Raw genomic sequence first — 16,217 nt, 5'->3', positions numbered from 1 at the left:
GAAATGCCATGAGCATTATCTTGCTGTTTTTAATCTCTTTTTAATTAGCAGAACTTATTAAGATCAGTCTTAGAAACGAGACGATTCTGGTACATGGTGCCATCCTCTCCCCCGTTATGCTGGGCTGGCAACGGTAATCACGCCGTTGCTGATTTTGGTGGAGAATACTTGTGCTAACACCTTTCAGCTTTGACCCCTTTTCATCCATTAATACCTTACGAGTGGGAACACCTTATCCCGTGCTGAGCGGCAGCCTGCCAGCGCAGGCCGATGAAATCATTGCATTCCTTATCAACGATCACCGCTACAGTACGAGAATAGCTGCCGACGGCAGCTGGTCATTTCAGCCGCCGTTCTCGCTGAGCGAAGGCAGCCATGACATGGTGGCGCGCATCGGCGATAGCGGCGAACCGCATCCGTTCTCTGTAGACGTCGCGCTCTCGGCACCGGACAAACCAGCGATCACCGCGCTGTTTGATGACGTCGGCAGCGAAACCGGCCCGGTCGGACGCGGCCACACCATTGATGACACCACGCCCAACGTGCAGGGCTATGCGCAGCCGGGCAGCACGGTGCGGCTGTACGATCACAGCAAGCTGATTGGCAGCACCGTAGTCAGTAAAAGCGGCGAATGGTCGCTGGAGCCGCTGCTGAGTGCGGGCAGGCATCAGCTAACCGTCACTGCGACCGACGAGTTTGGCCGCGTCAGCGAACCTTCTGAACACTTCGACATCACTGTGGTGGAGAGCGGACCGGTACCGCCGACCATCAGCTACGCCATTGACGATGTCGGCACCGTGCAGGGCCAGCTCGCCAACGGTTCCACTACCGACGACTTCTCGCCGCTGATCGTGGGCCGCGCGGAGCCGAATAGCATCGTTTATCTGTTCGCACAGAACGATCACGGCGGCATCGGCTATAAAGGCAGCGTTAAAACCGATGCCAACGGCGACTGGATGATTCAGTCGCGCGCGATGATCAGCGGTGACGGCATCTACACCTTCCATGCCTCCTACGAGAACAGCAAAGACGACTACCGCCCGGATTTCAGCCTTAACCTGTCGGCGCTGGAAAATCTGCGTCCGGCTATCGACTTTGCGCGTGACAATACCGGTGCCCATACCGGCCAGGTGTACCATCGCGGCACCACCGACGATAAAACGCCGGTGCTGGAGGGTCGCGGTGCGCCGGGCAGCATCGTTGAGATTGAGTACAACCTGAGTAACAGCGGCTGGCACAGCGCGGGCAGCGTGGTGGTCGATGCCCAGGGCAACTGGCAGTTCGCCGGCTTTGAACTGACCTATTTTGGCGAATGGGGTTTCCGCTCACGCGGCGTTGCGGATGGCAAGGCCAGTGCGTGGAGCGATAAGTTCGAGCTGCTGGTGATCCCTGGCGCGCCGCTGGAACCGACCATCGACTACGCCTGGGACAACGCGGGCCCGCTGCAGGGGCCGGTTTATCAGCAGGGTTCAACCGATGACACCACGCCCACGCTGCACGGCAGCGGCACACCGGGCCAGGTGATTGAGATCAAGTTTGGCGTGCAGGGCGAAGGCCTGCGCCACGCCGGCAGTGTGCTGGTCGATGCCGACGGCAAGTGGAGCTTCACCTCTCCGTATTTGCATCAGCCTGGCGTGTGGGAATATCAGGCGCGCGCCTCAACCGGCGAGATGAAGAGCAACTGGAGCAGCAAATTTGTGCTCGACGTCAGCCCTGACGTCGCATTCGATCAGCAAGTACAGGATGAAGCCCAGCCAGACGCGCTTTCGCTGCACCAGCTGCTGAGCGAAGGCAGCAAAGGCCTGTTCATTGACGATGGCAAAATCCAGCTGTGCGTCAGCGGCCAGGTCGGCGACAGCGTGCAACTCAGCCACATCCTGCCGGAAGACGACGCGGTCAGCGGCTGGACGCAGCTGGCGGGCACCGTAACCATCGCTGGCAACCTGTATCATGTGTTCAGCCACGGTGACGCGGAGCTACTGGTGCAGGACGGTGTAACGGTGAATCTGGTCTAACTGCGGTTCGGCACCGCATCGTAAGATGGCGGCCTGCTCTGGCCGCCGCAATAAAAAAGGTCGTCATAAATGACGACCTTGCGGATAAAGTGGCTGGGTTTACGCCGGCGAAACTATTTCTTCACCGTCTCCATGCCCATCAAACCAATCTTCAGGTAACCGGCTTCACGCAGCTGATCCATTACAGACATCAGCGTTTCGTAATCAACGGATTTGTCGGCCTGGAAGAAGATGGTGGTCTCTTTGTTGCCTTCGGTTTGCGCGGTCAGCGCATTGACCAGCGTCTCTTTGGTTACCGCATCGTTGCCGATGTAGATCTGCTTATCCGCTTTGATCGACAGATAAACCGGCTTCTCCGGACGCGGCTGTGGCGCGCTGGTCGAGGCGGGCAGATTAACGCGGACATCCACCGTGGCTAACGGCGCGGCGACCATAAAGATGATCAGCAGAACCAGCATGACGTCGATAAACGGCGTCACGTTGATCTCATGCATTTCGCCATCGCCTACCGAGTCATCGTTTAAACGCATCGCCATAATACTTACCCTACGCGCAGTTTCTGTGCCGCCGCCGGACGGTTGGCTTCTTTAGCGGTATCAACGTTGCCGAGATCCAGATCGCGGCTCTGCAGCAGCATCACCTGCGCGGCCACATCACCCAGCGAGGCTTTGTAGCTGGCGATCATGCGGGCGAAGACGTTGTAGATCACCACGGCAGGGATCGCCGCCACCAGGCCGATAGCCGTAGCCAGCAGCGCTTCGGCGATGCCCGGTGCAACAACGGCAAGGTTGGTGGTCTGGGTTTTGGCGATGCCGATAAAGCTGTTCATGATGCCCCATACCGTGCCGAACAGGCCGACAAACGGCGCCACGGAACCGATGGTGGCAAGGAAACCGTTACCGCGACCGGCGTGACGGCTGAAGGCGGCGACGCGGCGATCGAGACGGAAGCTGGTGCGATCTTTAATGCCCGCCAGATCGTCAGTGCCGGCGGAGAGCTCCAGCTCGTTGCGCGCATCGGCAAGCAGGACAGCGCTATGGCTGCCGGATTTGAAGCTTTCGGCCGCGCGGTACGCATCGTTTAACGAGCGGGCTTCGCCCAGCGCCTGCTGTTCGCGCTTCAGGCGACGTTTCGCCCCGCTCAGCTCAGCGAATTTACCGAAGAAAATTGCCCAGGTGACGACCGAAGCCAGCAACAGGCCAATCATCACAATCTTTACCACGATATCGGCATGCTGATACATGCCCCAAACGGAGAGGTCCGTTTGCATCAAGTCACTGGCTACCACGCTGCGTCTCCAACTTCTGTTGCACAGTTCACGATTGAAGGGCGGATCATAGCAAAAAAAGTGAGCGAAGTGATAGTGGTTCTCATTACTATTTACAAAGTAGCCTGGTGCGCATGAATGCGCACCCTGGAAGGGCCAACCCGTTCTCGCACCTGTAGGGTCGCCATTCATGGCGACCTGGGGCCACTCTGATATTCGGCAAACAGGCTCAACCCCGCGCCGCGATTCATGGTAAGTTGGTTGCTTTGTGAGACGTGTCAGGAAAGGCAGTGATGGCAACGAAAAAAATTGATACTACGCTGGTCAGCGCGGGACGCAGCAAACGTTACACTCAGGGCTCCGTTAATAGCGTGATTCAGCGCGCATCGTCACTGGTTTTTGATACCGTTGCGGATAAAAAACGCGCCACCGCCGGACGTGCGCGCGGTGAGCTGTTTTATGGTCGTCGCGGTACGCTCACCCACTTCTCGCTGCAGGACGCCATGACAGAACTGGAAGGCGGCGCGGGCTGTGCGCTCTACCCGTGCGGTGCGGCGGCGGTCTCTAATGCCATTCTGGCGTTCGTTGAGGCTGGCGATCACATCCTGGTGAGCGGCGCGGTGTACGAACCGACGCAGGACTTCTGCAGCAAAATCCTCAGTAAACTCAATGTCACCACCACATATTTCGATCACTGCATCGGCAGCGAAATTGGCGAGCTGGTGCAGCCCAACACCCGCGTGGTCTTTCTTGAATCGCCCGCCTCTATCACCATGGAAGTGCAGGACATTCCGGCGATCGTCGCCGCCGTGCGCGCTAAGGCGCCGGACGCGATCATCATGCTGGATAATACCTGGGCGGCGGGCGTGCTGTTTAACGCGCTGGCGCACGGCATTGATATCTCTATTCAGGCCGGCACCAAGTACATCATCGGCCATAGCGATGCGATGATTGGTACAGCCGTTGCCAATGAGCGCTGCTGGCCACAGCTGCGTGAAAACTCCTACCTGATGGGCCAGATGGTGGATGCCGATACCGCCTATATGGCAAGCCGCGGCCTGCGTACGCTGAGCACGCGTTTACGCCAGCACGAAGAGAGCGGCCTGCAGGTGGCAGAGTGGCTGGCCGCGCAGCCGGAAGTGGCGCGCGTTAACCATCCGGCCCTGGCGCAGTGCAAAGGGCACAGCTTCTGGCAGCGCGATTTCAGCGGCAGCAGCGGGCTGTTCTCGTTTATCCTGCACGAAAAACTTAGCCGCGAGCAGCTGGCAAATTATCTCGATCACTTCCACCATTTCAGTATGGCGTACTCGTGGGGCGGCTATGAGTCGCTGATTCTGGCAAACCAGCCGGAGGAGCTGGCGGCGATTCGTCCGGCCGGCGGCGTCGATTTTGACGGCACGCTGGTGCGCTTACACATTGGTCTGGAGCATGTCGATGACCTGCTGGATGACCTGAAAGCGGGCTTTGCGCGCCTGAAAGCGTAAAATAATAAACAAAACATAAACCATCTGGCGCGGGCGATCGCAGATCAACGAATACGCCGCGCCAGAGGGTTAACATAGAAGCCTTGTGACTCGATGGGATAGCTGATGGGTGTTTTACATGAGATTGTCCAGGCGCTGTGGCATCAGGATTTTGCCGCGCTGGCCAATCCGGAAGTCGTGTGGATTGTCTACGGCGTGATGTTTCTGACGCTGTTCCTGGAAAACGGTTTGCTGCCCGCCTCATTTCTGCCGGGCGATAGCCTGCTGCTGTTAGCGGGGGCGATGGTCGCGAAAGGCGTGATGGATTTCGTGCCGACGATGGTGATCCTGACCACCGCCGCCAGCCTTGGCTGCTGGCTGAGTTATCTGCAGGGGCGCTGGCTCGGCAATACCAAACTGGTGAAGAGCTGGCTGATGCACCTGCCCGCCCAGTATCACCAGCGCGCGTGGCACCTGTTTAACCGCCACGGTCTGATGGCGCTGCTGGTTGGGCGTTTTCTCGCCTTCGTGCGCACCCTGCTGCCGACCATGGCGGGGATCTCCGGTCTGCAGAACGGCCGTTTTCAGCTGTTTAACTGGCTGAGCGGCGTGCTGTGGGTCGGGATTGTGGTGACGATGGGATACGGCATTAGCCAGGTGCCGTTTATTAAGCGGCATGAAGATCAGATGATGGCGATTCTGATGGTGCTGCCGATCGTGCTGCTGTTTGCCGGTCTGGCGGGGAGCATTGTGGTGATCTGGAAGAAGCGCCGCCAGAAGGCGTGATGGCGCTGCATACCTGGCGGCCCTGACGGGTCGCCACTACCAAATACGTAGCACGGACGGATCGTCAGACGCAATCTTTTACGCGGCATCGAACGGCAACAGCGGCACCGCCTGGCGGGCGCGGTTGACCTCTTCGCCCGGCGTCACGCCAAAATAGCGCTTAAATTCACGTGAAAACTGCGACGGGCTCTCATAGCCTACTCGTACGGCGGCGGTGCTGGCCTTCATGCCATCCTGCAGCATCATCAGCCGGGCCTGATGCAGACGATAACGCTTGAGATACTGCAACGGCGATGTCTGCGTCACCGCTTTGAAGTTGTGATGAAACGCCGACACGCTCATGTTCACTTCCGCGGCCAGCATCTCCACGCTCAAACTCTCTGCAAAGTGATTCTCAATGCGGCGCAGTGCGCGGGCAATCTGGCTGAACTGCGTCTGGCGATTCACCAGCGACAGCAGCGCGCCGCCAATCGGGCCGGTCAGCACATAGTAAATAATCTCCCGCACTAGCTGTGGCCCCAGCACGCGCGCATCCCGCGGCGAATCCATCACATCCAGCAGGCGCTCAGCGGCGCACAGCATCTCTTCGCTGAGAAAGGCCGAATGAATACCGGAAGTCTGCGGCTGCGGCTGGAACTGATCGTCATCGCCAATGCTCATCAGCAGATCCTGCAGGCTGGCGGTATCCACGTTGACGCACATCCCTGCCAGCGGTGCCTCCGGCGTCGCATCGGTTTCACACTCCACCGGCAGCGGCACGGTCAGCATCAGATATTTGGTAGCGTCGTAATGGAATACCGTACTGCCGAGGTAGCCGGTTTTACGCCCCTGAAACAGGATCACGATGCCGGGCTGATACATCATCGGCGTGCGCGGCAGCGTTTCACAGGCATAAATCAGCCTGACATTCTCCACCGCGCATAGCGGCTTATGTGTGCTGCTCATCAGCGCAATCACGCGCTGCGCCAGCTGGCGACAGAGGGCATCGTGCGGCATGGTTTTCTCCCCGGCGGCAAAGCAGACAGTGTGCCGCATCGCTGTGCGAATCTCCATCATCCAGGAGAATCAGGCAAGATTCCGGCAGAAATCACGCAGGCAAAATGGCGACGAGGTTGCCACAATGATCCGTGGGTTACATTTGTTGTCTAGACTTAAGCACATCGTTTCTACGGTAAGTCACTGCGAAAGATAAGGAGCAACTATGGCAGATCAACCGATTATTAAATTGCACGACGGCAATATGATGCCGCAGCTGGGTCTTGGCGTCTGGCAGGCGAGCATTGACGATGCACGCAACGCGATTGTTGAGGCGCTGAAGGTCGGCTACCGCTCCATCGATACCGCCGCTATCTACAAGAATGAGGAAGCGGTCGGTCAGGCGCTGCAGGAAACTGACGTGGCGCGCGACGATATCTTTATCACCACCAAACTGTGGAATGATGACCAGCAGAACGGGCAGCAGGCGATTGAAACCAGCCTGAAGAAACTCCAGCTGGAGCAGGTGGATCTCTATCTGATGCACTGGCCGTGCCCGGAGAAAGATACCTACGTGGATGCCTGGAAGAAGATGATTGAGCTGCAGCAGCAGGGCTTAGCCAAGAGCATCGGCGTGTGTAACTTCCATGAGGTGCACCTTAAGCGCCTGATTGATGAAACCGGCGTGACGCCTGTGGTCAATCAGATTGAGCTGCACCCGATGCTGCAACAGCGTACGCTGCACGCGTGGAATGCGCTGCACCAGATCCAGACTGAATCCTGGAGCCCGCTGGCGCAAGGCGGTGAAGGGGTGTTTGATCAGGATGTGATCAAGCAGCTGGCGAAGAAGTACAGCAAGACGCCGGCGCAGATTGTGATTCGCTGGCATCTGGATAGCGGCCTGGTGGTGATTCCGAAGTCCGTTACGCCAGCGCGAATTCACGAGAACTTCCAGGTGTTCGATTTCCGCCTGGATAAAGCCGAAGTGAGCGAGATTGCGAAGCTGGATCAGGGCAAGCGGTTGGGCCCAAATCCGGAAGAGTTTAACGGATAACGCGGCGTGTCAGCGGTCGCCATGAATGGCGACCCTACAGGTATCAGCGCCGTTGGGCCGTAGGGTGCGCATTAATGCGCACCCTTTACTTATGAAACCGGATTGACCACCATCTGCCCTGCCGTACCGCGATCGGCCAGCTCCAGCGTCTGGCTGTAGTACATGAACGGGAAGTGATCCGACGAGCTCTGCGGGAAACTTACCAGTAGTTCAACAGTGCCATCTACCCACACCGTGTCTTTCCAGCCGCGATCCTCACCCATCGACTGCGCACCGTTTACGCTCTTAATCAGGAACATGACGCCCTGAATGTGCAGCGCTTGCGGGCGATCGGCGTGAATAATCCAGCGCTCGAAGGTGCCCTGCTGTACCGTGGTGTCGATGCGACTCATGTCCCACACCGCACCGTTAATGCCCGGATCGCTATCGCCCAAGCGGAACTCCCGCGTGCGCACCGCTACGCCATCCAGAATCTGGTCCGCCAGCAGGCGCATCGGCAGGTTGTCGGTGACCAGCGGCAGCAGCCCGGTCGGCCGCAGCGTCAGCACCAGCGTGTTGGTCAGAATCGATGAGGGCTCAAACAGGCCGCGCAGGCGATCCATAATCCCTGCTGCCGTGCCTGCCGTGATCGAGACTTCATCGCCCTGTGACATATCCACCAGCACTTCGCGACGCTCACCTGGCGCCAGTGACAGCGTCTGCACGGCAACCGGTGCCGGCAGGAAGCCCTGATCGCTGGCGATAACCGTGAATGGCCGGTTATCGGAGAAGCTGAGATCGAAGCGGCGCGCGTTGGAGGCGTTGAGCAGACGTAGACGCACCCAGCCGCGTGAGACTTCAACGAACGGGTTCTGCACGCCGTTGACCAGCAGCGTATCGCCGAGGAAGCGCCTGCAGAAGGCGGGTTGTAGACCGGCGTGGCGAAGTTATCGAGGCGCTTATCCTGAATAATCAGCGGGAAATCATCCACGCCGTAGTGTTTCGGCAGCGGCAGCGCCTTGCTGATCTCATCCTCGATTAACCACATGCCGGCCAGTCCGTTATAGACGTGCGGTGCCATGCGGTTAGGCGTGTTGGCGTGATACCAGAGCGTGGAGGCCCCCTGGCGAATCGGCAACACCGGCGCCCAGTCAACGCCCGCTGACATCATGCGCGGTGCGCCGCCCATCAGTGCGCCCGGCACCTGAAGGCCGCTGACGGTCATTGAAACCGGTTCGTTCAGGCGGTTGCTGTAGATGAGTTTGACATCGTCACCGCTGTAGACGCGCACCGTCGGGCCAAGATAGAGGCCGTTGATGCCCCATACCGGTACTTTGCTGCCGGTACCGCTGAAGGACCAGTGGCTGCGTTGCAGGGTGAGAAACAGCGGCTGGCCGCGACGCGATTCAATCAGCGGCGGTACCGGCAGAGGCACATCGCCCAAAGGCGCGGCGGCGCGGGCGGCATAAGGCATAGCACTGGAAGCCAGTGCAACACCGGCAGAAAGCTGAATAAACTGACGTCTGCTGCAAGACATAAAACTTCAGACCTTTTGAGCGTGGCGTAGAGACGCCGTGTCCATGTTGTTTTTTTAATCGTGTGAAGCGCCCGGGATGGGCTGCTGTGTGTCTGGTTACTATTCGGTGCGCATGCATGCGCGTTTTGTACATTTTTTGGCCTGGTGCGCCTGAAGGCGCACCCTACAGATTCTGCGGCCTGCGTACGGGTTTTGGCCGCTCAGAGTTTACCGTTTTTTTCGCGTTCGGCGACTTCGGCGTTCAACTCTTCCAGCTTAGCAGACATTAATTCGCGGCAGTGGGTTGCCAGCTTACGCACCGACGTGGTTTCAAACTGTGAGGTATCCACCGGCGGCAGCATCTCCACAATCACCAGACCATTATTCCAGCGGTTGAGCTTGATTTTGCCGTGGGTATTGGAGACCACGATCGGAATGATTGGCACACCGGCGGCAACGGCGGCGTGGAATGCGCCGGTTTTAAACGGCAGCAGGCCGCGGCCACGGCTGCGCGTCCCTTCCGGGAACATCCAGAATGAGATCTTCTTCTTTTTAAACTGCCCTACCAGCTCACCAATAGTGCCGTGCGCTTTGGCGCGATTGTCACGATCGATCAGCAGGTTTCCGGTCAGCCAGTAGAGCTGGCCGAAAAACGGAATCCACAGCAGGCTTTTCTTGCCCACGGTGACGGTGGTTGGCTGCACGATCTTCGCTGCCGTGATCATATCGAAATTATTCTGATGGTTAGCGATATAGATCGCGTTGCCATAGTGCGCCGCTTCGGCCGGTTTGCGCAGCTCCACTTTCACGCCAAATACCGTAGACAACCGGCCAAACAGATGGCCAAAGGTTGCGACGTGGCGCGGATTACGCGGCGAGAACAGACACCAGATACTGCCAAATATGCACACCAGAATCGAATAGATAACAACGATTATCGACCGTAAAATTAGTAACATAGCTTCCTCAGATAAGGCATTCCTTTGCCTGTTATGACGTTATTCTTCGCTGGTATCCGCTTTCGGTCGTGCGGGCGCATTCACTTCTACGCTGTCGATGCGTTGCAGACCGCGTGACACGCTACCGCGACGGCCACGCTCGGCACGGACTTTTTGCAGATCCTCATCGCGCATAATCAGTTTGCGCTTGCCAACGTACAGGGTGATAGCACTGCCCGGCGGCAGAATCAGCAGCCACTGCAGTTTATCAACGCCGGCTGCCGCATCAGCGGACGGAATCGAGATAATCTTGTTGCCTTTACCTTTGGACATCTGCGGCAGATCGGCCACCGGGAACATCAGCATGCGGCCGGCCTGCGTAATGGCCAGCAGCATGTCGTCGCCCGAGTGCACCGCCAGCGGCGTCATCACTTTGGCGTTCTCCGGCAGCGTCAGCAGCGCTTTACCGGCACGATTGCGCGACACCAGATCGGCAAAGGTACAGATAAAGCCGTAACCGGCATCAGAGGCCATCAGCAGCTTCTGATCGTCCGCTTCCATCAGCACCTGCTCCATCACCGCGCCCGGCGGTGGCGTCAGCTTGCCGGTGAGCGGCTCGCCCTGGCCGCGTGCGGACGGCAGCGACGTAGGATCCAGCGTGTAGCTGCGCCCGGTGGAGTCGATAAATGCCACCGGCTGATTGCTCTTGCCGCGCGCCGCCGCACGGTAGCTGTCACCCGCTTTGTAGCTCAGGCCGGTTGGATCGATATCGTGGCCTTTGGCGCTGCGCACCCAGCCCATCTGCGACAGCACGATAGTGACCGGCTCCGCACTCACCAGCTCGTTTTCGCTCAGCGCTTTGGCCTCTTCGCGCTCGTGCAGTGGCGAACGGCGATCGTCACCGTAGGTCTGGCTATCGGCCTGCAGCTCTTTCTTCAGCAGGTTGCTCATCTTGCGCTCAGACGCAAGCGTGGCCTGAAGCTGGTCGCGCTCTTTCTCCAGCTCCGCCTGCTCGCCGCGAATCTTCATCTCTTCCAGTTTGGCGAGATGGCGCAGCTTCAGCTCCAGAATCGCTTCGGCCTGGGTTTCGCTGATGTCGAAGCGCGACATCAGCACCGGCTTCGGTTCATCCTCGCTACGGATGATATGAATAACATCATCAATATTGAGGAACGCCACCAGCAGACCTTCCAGGATATGCAGGCGACGCAGCACGCGATCCAGACGGTAATTGAGGCGGCGCGTCACGGTATCGCGACGGTAGACCAGCCATTCAGACAGGATCTCCAGCAGGTTCTTCACCGCCGGACGGTTATCCAGCCCGATCATATTCAGGTTAACGCGATAGCTCTTTTCCAGATCGGTCGTGGCGAACAGGTGGTTCATCACCTGATCCAGATCGACCCGGTTTGAACGCGGCACAATCACCAGCCGGGTTGGGTTCTCGTGATCTGACTCATCACGCAGATCCTCCACCATCGGCAGCTTTTTATTGCGCATCTGCGCGGCGATCTGCTCCAGTACGCGCGCACCGGAAACCTGGTGCGGCAGCGCGGTGATCACCACTTCGCCCTCTTCTCTCTTCCATACGGCGCGCTGGCGGATCGATCCTCTGCCGTTCTGGTAGATTTTACGGATCTCGTCGCGCGGTGTGATGATCTCCGCTTCGGTCGGGAAATCCGGCCCCTGTACGATCTCCAGCAGTTCATCCAGCGTGGTGTTCGGCTTCTCAATCAGCTTGATCGCCGCTTGCGCCACTTCACGCAGGTTGTGCGGCGGAATATCCGTCGCCATCCCCACGGCAATACCGGTGGTCCCGTTCAGCAGGATGTTCGGCAGGCGCGCCGGCAACATTTTGGGCTCCTGCAGCGTGCCGTCGAAATTGGGGATGAAATCCGCTGTGCCCTGGCCCAGTTCAGCCAGCAGCACTTCCGCATATTTAGACAGGCGCGATTCGGTATAACGCATCGCGGCGAAGGATTTGGGATCGTCCGGTGCGCCCCAGTTACCCTGGCCATCCACCAGCGGATAGCGGTAGGAGAACGGCTGCGCCATCAGCACCATCGCCTCATAGCAGGCGCTGTCACCGTGCGGGTGGTATTTACCCAGCACGTCACCGACGGTACGCGCTGATTTCTTGAATTTTGCGCTGGCGCTAAGGCCAAGCTCTGACATCGCATAAATAATGCGACGCTGCACCGGCTTAAGACCGTCGCCGATGTACGGCAGTGCGCGGTCCATGATCACGTACATGGAGTAATCCAGGTACGCTTTTTCGGTAAACTTGTGCAGGGCAAGACGCTCTGCACCATCCTGCGTCAATTCGCTCATTAAGCTTGCATCCTCACTTCGTGGCCCGCAACGGCGGGTCATCCGGCGCTCATTTGGCGAGGATAGTACCTTATCCGCAGGATTTAGTCACAGGGAAGCCGAGAGTAAACCTGAGAAGCGTCCGGCGTTAAATAACGTGATATGGCTTAGAAAAATAAAACGGAATGGGAGCAACATCACAATTTATTTGCATGTCAGGCTGTGAGCGAAATCGCATTTAATTCTCTCTTTCCGCCAGCGTATTAATGATGTCCTGGCGCATGGACAACATTTAGTATTGTTGCTTCCGCCTTCCTTTCCTAAATTCATACTCCATAAGACGCATCTTTTTTAGTTCCTGATTTCTGGCACGGAGAGTAAGCACGAGAATTAAATAAAAATACCTTTGCCAAATAAAGGGTGACCGCATGCAAATACTGACTTCGCGACAACACCGATTAGTGAAACTGCTGTTACAACAGGCCGCTCCGCAGCCAACCCGTCAGTTAGCCTTGCTGCTGGGCGTTTCAGAGAAAACCATCCAGCGCGATTTACAGGGGCTGGAGAGCTGGCTCAGCAACTGGACGCTGCAGCTGGAGCGCGTTCCGGGGCGCGGCGTAGGGTTACGGGCTGACGATATTCAGCAGCGCTGGCAGCTGGAGCAGCAGCTCAACAGCGAGGAGTCAGGCTCAGACGCGCTGAGCCACAATAGCCGCCGGATTAAAATCGCCTCGCAGCTGCTGAGCGAAGCGCCGCGCGTAACGTCGATCAGCAAGCTGTCAGAGCGCTACTTTATCAGCCACGCTTCCATCGTAAATGATCTGAAAGTGATTGAAGAGTGGCTGCAGCCGCTGGGTTTAACGCTGCAGCGCGGTCCGGGCGGCACGCACATTGAGGGTAACGAACAGACGCTCCGTCAGGCGATGGTGTCATTAATTAACGATGTGATGCAGCAAAACGTTGCCGGTACGCCGCTGTTGCCGCGGCTCGATCCGGGCAGCCAGCAGGCGCTGGTGCACTATTTTGGCGATGAGGATGTGGCTTTTGTGCAGGCGCTGCTGCAGCAGATGGAGCAGCAGCTGAGTTACCCGCTGGGCGATGCCTGGTACCTCAATCTTTGCACCCATATTCTGATCATGATGCACCGGATGGCGCAGGGCAACGCGCTGGCGCTGGCTACACAGACCAGCATGCAGGATCTTGATCAGCGCACGCTGGCTATTGCTCAGCAGATGGTGGCACGCATCGAGCAGCGTATCGGCCGCGCACTGCCGGCGGATGAGGTCGGCTTTATTTATCAATATATCGTCTCATCCGGCATTGTCGTCGAAGAGCGCGGCGATCAGGTGCCTGCGCATAGCCAATTTTCAACCGCTGAGTCCGTTAAAATAACCTGTGAATTAATCGATCGCTTCTCGGCATTTATTCAACAGGATTTAATTCAGGATCGCCTGTTATTTGACGGATTACTCGTGCATATAAAGCCATTATTAAACCGGCTCAAATACCATATTCATATCCGTAATCCTCTGCTGGAGGATATTAAGCAGGATATGCAGGAGATATTTTCGCTTACGCAACAGGCCATGCAATTAACCGCGCGTGCCTATGCGCTTTCACCGGTGGCGGAAGATGAAATTGGTTATTTGTGCGTGCATTTTCAGGCGGCGCTGGAGCGGCAAATTGCCCATAAACGCATTCTGGTGGTGTGCTCCAGCGGCGTGGGCACTTCGCACCTGTTAAAGAGCCGTATTCTGCGCGCTTTTCCGGATTGGGAGATTGCCGGCGTGGTATCGGCCAGTAATCATGCCGCGTTTTGTCAGAGCCATCCCGTGGATTTGGTGATCACCACCATTCATCTTGATGCCGGTGCCACTCCGGCTGTGTATGTCAGTGCATTTTTTAACGATGACGATATCCGGCGGGTAACCGACGCCATGATTGGACGCCAGTTGCCCGACGGTGCGCCCTGCGCGCTGGCCGCCCATTAATTGAATGAGGATTGACGATGGATATTTCCCGCATTCTGACGCCACGCCGCGTTAACCTGGCGCTGAACGCCACCAGTAAAGAGGAGGCGATCAACGAACTGACTGACCTGCTCTTTCACGATGGGGCTATTAGCGACCGTGCCGCTTTTATTGAGGATGTCTGGCTGCGCGAGGCCGAAGGCTCCACCGGCTTTGAGAACCATATCGCGATTCCGCATGGGAAATCCGCCGCCGTGCAGCAAACCACCCTGGCCATCGGTCGTACCCGGCAGGATATCCCCTGGGAAACGCTGGATGGCAGCCAGGTGCGCTGCATCATCCTGTTTGCCGTGCGGCTGGAAGATCAGAACACCACCCATATTCGCCTGTTGTCGCAGGTGGCCAGCGCGCTGGCCGATGATGAGGTGATAGCCCAACTGCTGGCGGAAAATGACCCTGGCAATATCATCCGGCTGTTTAGTCAGTACGCCGAAACCGATCTCTGTTAACCCACTGAGGTGACTTATGAATATCGTCTGTGTAGCGGCCTGCACCGCAGGCATCGCGCATACCTATATTGCGCGCGAGAAACTGATTAAAGGGGCGCATGCGCTGGGGCACACCATCCATGTTGAAACCCAGGGCACCATCGGCACGGAGACGCCGCTGACGCGGGAGGAGATTGAAGCGGCTGATGTGGTGATCCTCGCTGTTGACGTGAAGATTAAGGGTGAAGAGCGCTTTCAGGGCAAACCCATTGTGCGAGTGAAAACCGAAGTGGTGATCAAATCACCGGTGAAATTCCTCGAAAAAGTGGCGGATTCACTGGCGCGCGCCTGAGGAGATCCATCATGAACGATCGTAAACGTCAGTACGGCCAGGAGATCAAAGGCCACCTGCTTACCGGTATCTCATGGATGATCCCCTTGATTGTCGCCGCCGGGATCTGCATTGCGCTTGGTCAGGTGCTTGGCGGGCCGGATGTGGGTAAACATCCCGGTACGCTCGCCTGGATGCTTAACCAGATTGGTGGCTGGGGCATGGGGCTGATTGTGCCGCTAATCAGCGCGGCAATTGCTTACTCGATTGCCGATCGCCCCGGCTTTGCGCCAGGGCTGATCGTAGGCTTTATCTGTGGACAGATTGGCACCGGCTTTATCGGCGGCATGCTGGGCGGTTTTCTGGTGGGCTACACCGTGGTGGTGCTGCGTCGCACCATTAAGCTACCGCACTCCATGCAGGGACTAATGCCGATTATGGTACTGCCGGTATTGAGCACCATTATCGCCGGTTTACTGATGATGACCTTGATAGGCCAGCCGATTGCCTGGCTGCAGCAGGCGCTGATCCATCTGCTGGAATCGATGCAGGGCGGCTCGAAGTTCGTGATGGGCGCCATTCTTGGCGCGATGGCGACCTTCGATTTCGGCGGGCCGATCAATAAGACCATGTCGCTGTTCGCCGATGGCATGCTGGTGGATGGCATCTACGGACCGGAAGCGGTGAAGTTTGTCGGATCCATGATTCCACCCTTTGGTATCACGCTCTCGTTTCTGCTGACGCGGCATAAGTACACCAAAGCGGAGAAAGAGGCGCTAAAAGCGGCCTTCCCGATGGGGATCTGCATGATCACCGAAGGTGTTATTCCGATTGCGGCACGGGATCTGCTGCGTGTGGTTGCCAGCTGCGTGGTGGCCTCTGCGATTGCCGGCGGGCTAATCATGGTGTGGGGCGTGGAAGCGCCAGTGCCGCACGGAGGCATGTTCGTGGTGCCGCTGTTCACTAAACCGCTGATGTTCTGCCTGGCACTCGGTATTGGTACCGTGGTGTGCGGCGTGATGCTCTCACTGATCAAAAAGCCTGTCACCCAGGCGGATGAAGAGTTTGATGATGTGGAGGCCCCGGGCGTCCGCGATGAAGAGATTACATTCACTCTGGAATAAG

At 57.7% G+C, this 16,217-nt stretch carries 13 protein-coding genes and 1 pseudogene; 8 read left to right on the top strand and 6 right to left on the bottom strand.

All coding sequences use genetic code 11. The annotated features are described in order from the left end of the window. Positions 1–170: 170 nt before the first annotated feature. Complete coding sequence (locus HA48_RS04255) at positions 171–2,015, top strand: Ig-like domain-containing protein (protein WP_244182795.1); 1,845 nt, start codon at positions 171–173, stop codon at positions 2,013–2,015. A gap of 113 nt (positions 2,016–2,128) precedes the next feature. Here the strand turns inward: HA48_RS04255 and exbD are convergent, their stop codons facing one another. Continuing rightward, a complete protein-coding gene (exbD, locus tag HA48_RS04250; RefSeq protein WP_128599929.1) occupies positions 2,129–2,551 on the bottom strand; it encodes a TonB system transport protein ExbD in 423 nt (140 codons plus the stop codon). Between the two features lie 5 nt (positions 2,552–2,556). Beyond that, positions 2,557–3,285, bottom strand: coding sequence for a tol-pal system-associated acyl-CoA thioesterase (exbB, locus tag HA48_RS04245; protein WP_208613103.1), 729 nt, complete (start codon positions 3,283–3,285; stop codon positions 2,557–2,559). A 290-nt stretch (positions 3,286–3,575) separates the two neighbouring features. On the opposite strand from exbB, the gene metC reads away from it, so the two are divergent. Together metC and HA48_RS04235 are read left to right on the top strand one after the other, a co-directional pair. Continuing rightward, a complete protein-coding gene (gene metC, locus HA48_RS04240) occupies positions 3,576–4,766 on the top strand; it encodes a cystathionine beta-lyase (protein ID WP_128599927.1) in 1,191 nt (396 codons plus the stop codon). A 105-nt stretch (positions 4,767–4,871) separates the two neighbouring features. Further along, positions 4,872–5,531 carry a DedA family protein gene (locus tag HA48_RS04235; protein ID WP_128599926.1) on the top strand — a complete coding sequence of 220 codons (660 nt, stop codon included), beginning with the start codon at positions 4,872–4,874 and terminating at the stop codon, positions 5,529–5,531. 78 nt (positions 5,532–5,609) lie between these two features. Here the strand turns inward: HA48_RS04235 and HA48_RS04230 are convergent, their stop codons facing one another. Next, positions 5,610–6,527: an AraC family transcriptional regulator gene (locus HA48_RS04230; RefSeq protein ID WP_128599958.1), complete on the bottom strand. Its 918-nt coding sequence runs from the start codon at positions 6,525–6,527 to the stop codon at positions 5,610–5,612. Between the two features lie 205 nt (positions 6,528–6,732). On the opposite strand from HA48_RS04230, the gene dkgA reads away from it, so the two are divergent. Next, on the top strand, positions 6,733–7,560 hold the full coding sequence (gene dkgA / locus HA48_RS04225) for a 2,5-didehydrogluconate reductase DkgA (protein ID WP_128599925.1): 828 nt from the start codon (positions 6,733–6,735) through the stop codon (positions 7,558–7,560). Positions 7,561–7,649: 89 nt separating this feature from the next. Here the strand turns inward: dkgA and ftsP are convergent. The 3 genes and pseudogenes from ftsP to parC form a co-directional block, all read right to left on the bottom strand. After that, positions 7,650–9,076: pseudogene (gene ftsP / locus HA48_RS04220) on the bottom strand (cell division protein FtsP). 200 nt (positions 9,077–9,276) lie between these two features. After that, the gene (locus HA48_RS04215) at positions 9,277–10,014 is read right to left on the bottom strand and encodes a 1-acylglycerol-3-phosphate O-acyltransferase (protein ID WP_128599924.1); all 738 of its coding nucleotides are present in this window, start codon (positions 10,012–10,014) and stop codon (positions 9,277–9,279) included. 39 nt (positions 10,015–10,053) lie between these two features. Next, a complete protein-coding gene (gene parC / locus HA48_RS04210; protein WP_128599923.1) occupies positions 10,054–12,324 on the bottom strand; it encodes a DNA topoisomerase IV subunit A in 2,271 nt (756 codons plus the stop codon). 407 nt (positions 12,325–12,731) lie between these two features. Between parC and HA48_RS04205 the strand changes: the two genes are divergently transcribed. Genes HA48_RS04205 through HA48_RS04190 form a run of 4 tightly spaced genes read left to right on the top strand, consistent with a single transcriptional unit; the run spans position 12,732 to position 16,216 of the window. After that, positions 12,732–14,294, top strand: a complete 1,563-nt coding sequence (locus HA48_RS04205; protein ID WP_128599922.1) for a BglG family transcription antiterminator — start codon at positions 12,732–12,734, stop codon at positions 14,292–14,294. Positions 14,295–14,311: 17 nt separating this feature from the next. Next, positions 14,312–14,782 carry a PTS sugar transporter subunit IIA gene (locus HA48_RS04200; protein ID WP_128599921.1) on the top strand — a complete coding sequence of 157 codons (471 nt, stop codon included), beginning with the start codon at positions 14,312–14,314 and terminating at the stop codon, positions 14,780–14,782. 16 nt (positions 14,783–14,798) lie between these two features. Then, positions 14,799–15,113, top strand: a complete 315-nt coding sequence (locus tag HA48_RS04195; protein WP_128599920.1) for a PTS fructose transporter subunit IIB — start codon at positions 14,799–14,801, stop codon at positions 15,111–15,113. 11 nt (positions 15,114–15,124) lie between these two features. Continuing rightward, a complete protein-coding gene (locus tag HA48_RS04190; protein WP_128599919.1) occupies positions 15,125–16,216 on the top strand; it encodes a PTS fructose transporter subunit IIC in 1,092 nt (363 codons plus the stop codon). The last annotated feature ends 1 nt before the right edge of the window (position 16,217 follow it).

The organism is Pantoea wallisii, assembly GCF_002095485.1.
Classification (GTDB): domain Bacteria; phylum Pseudomonadota; class Gammaproteobacteria; order Enterobacterales; family Enterobacteriaceae; genus Pantoea; species Pantoea wallisii.
Note: the sequence above shows the minus strand (reverse complement) of the source record. Positions and strands in the feature narration are given on the sequence as shown.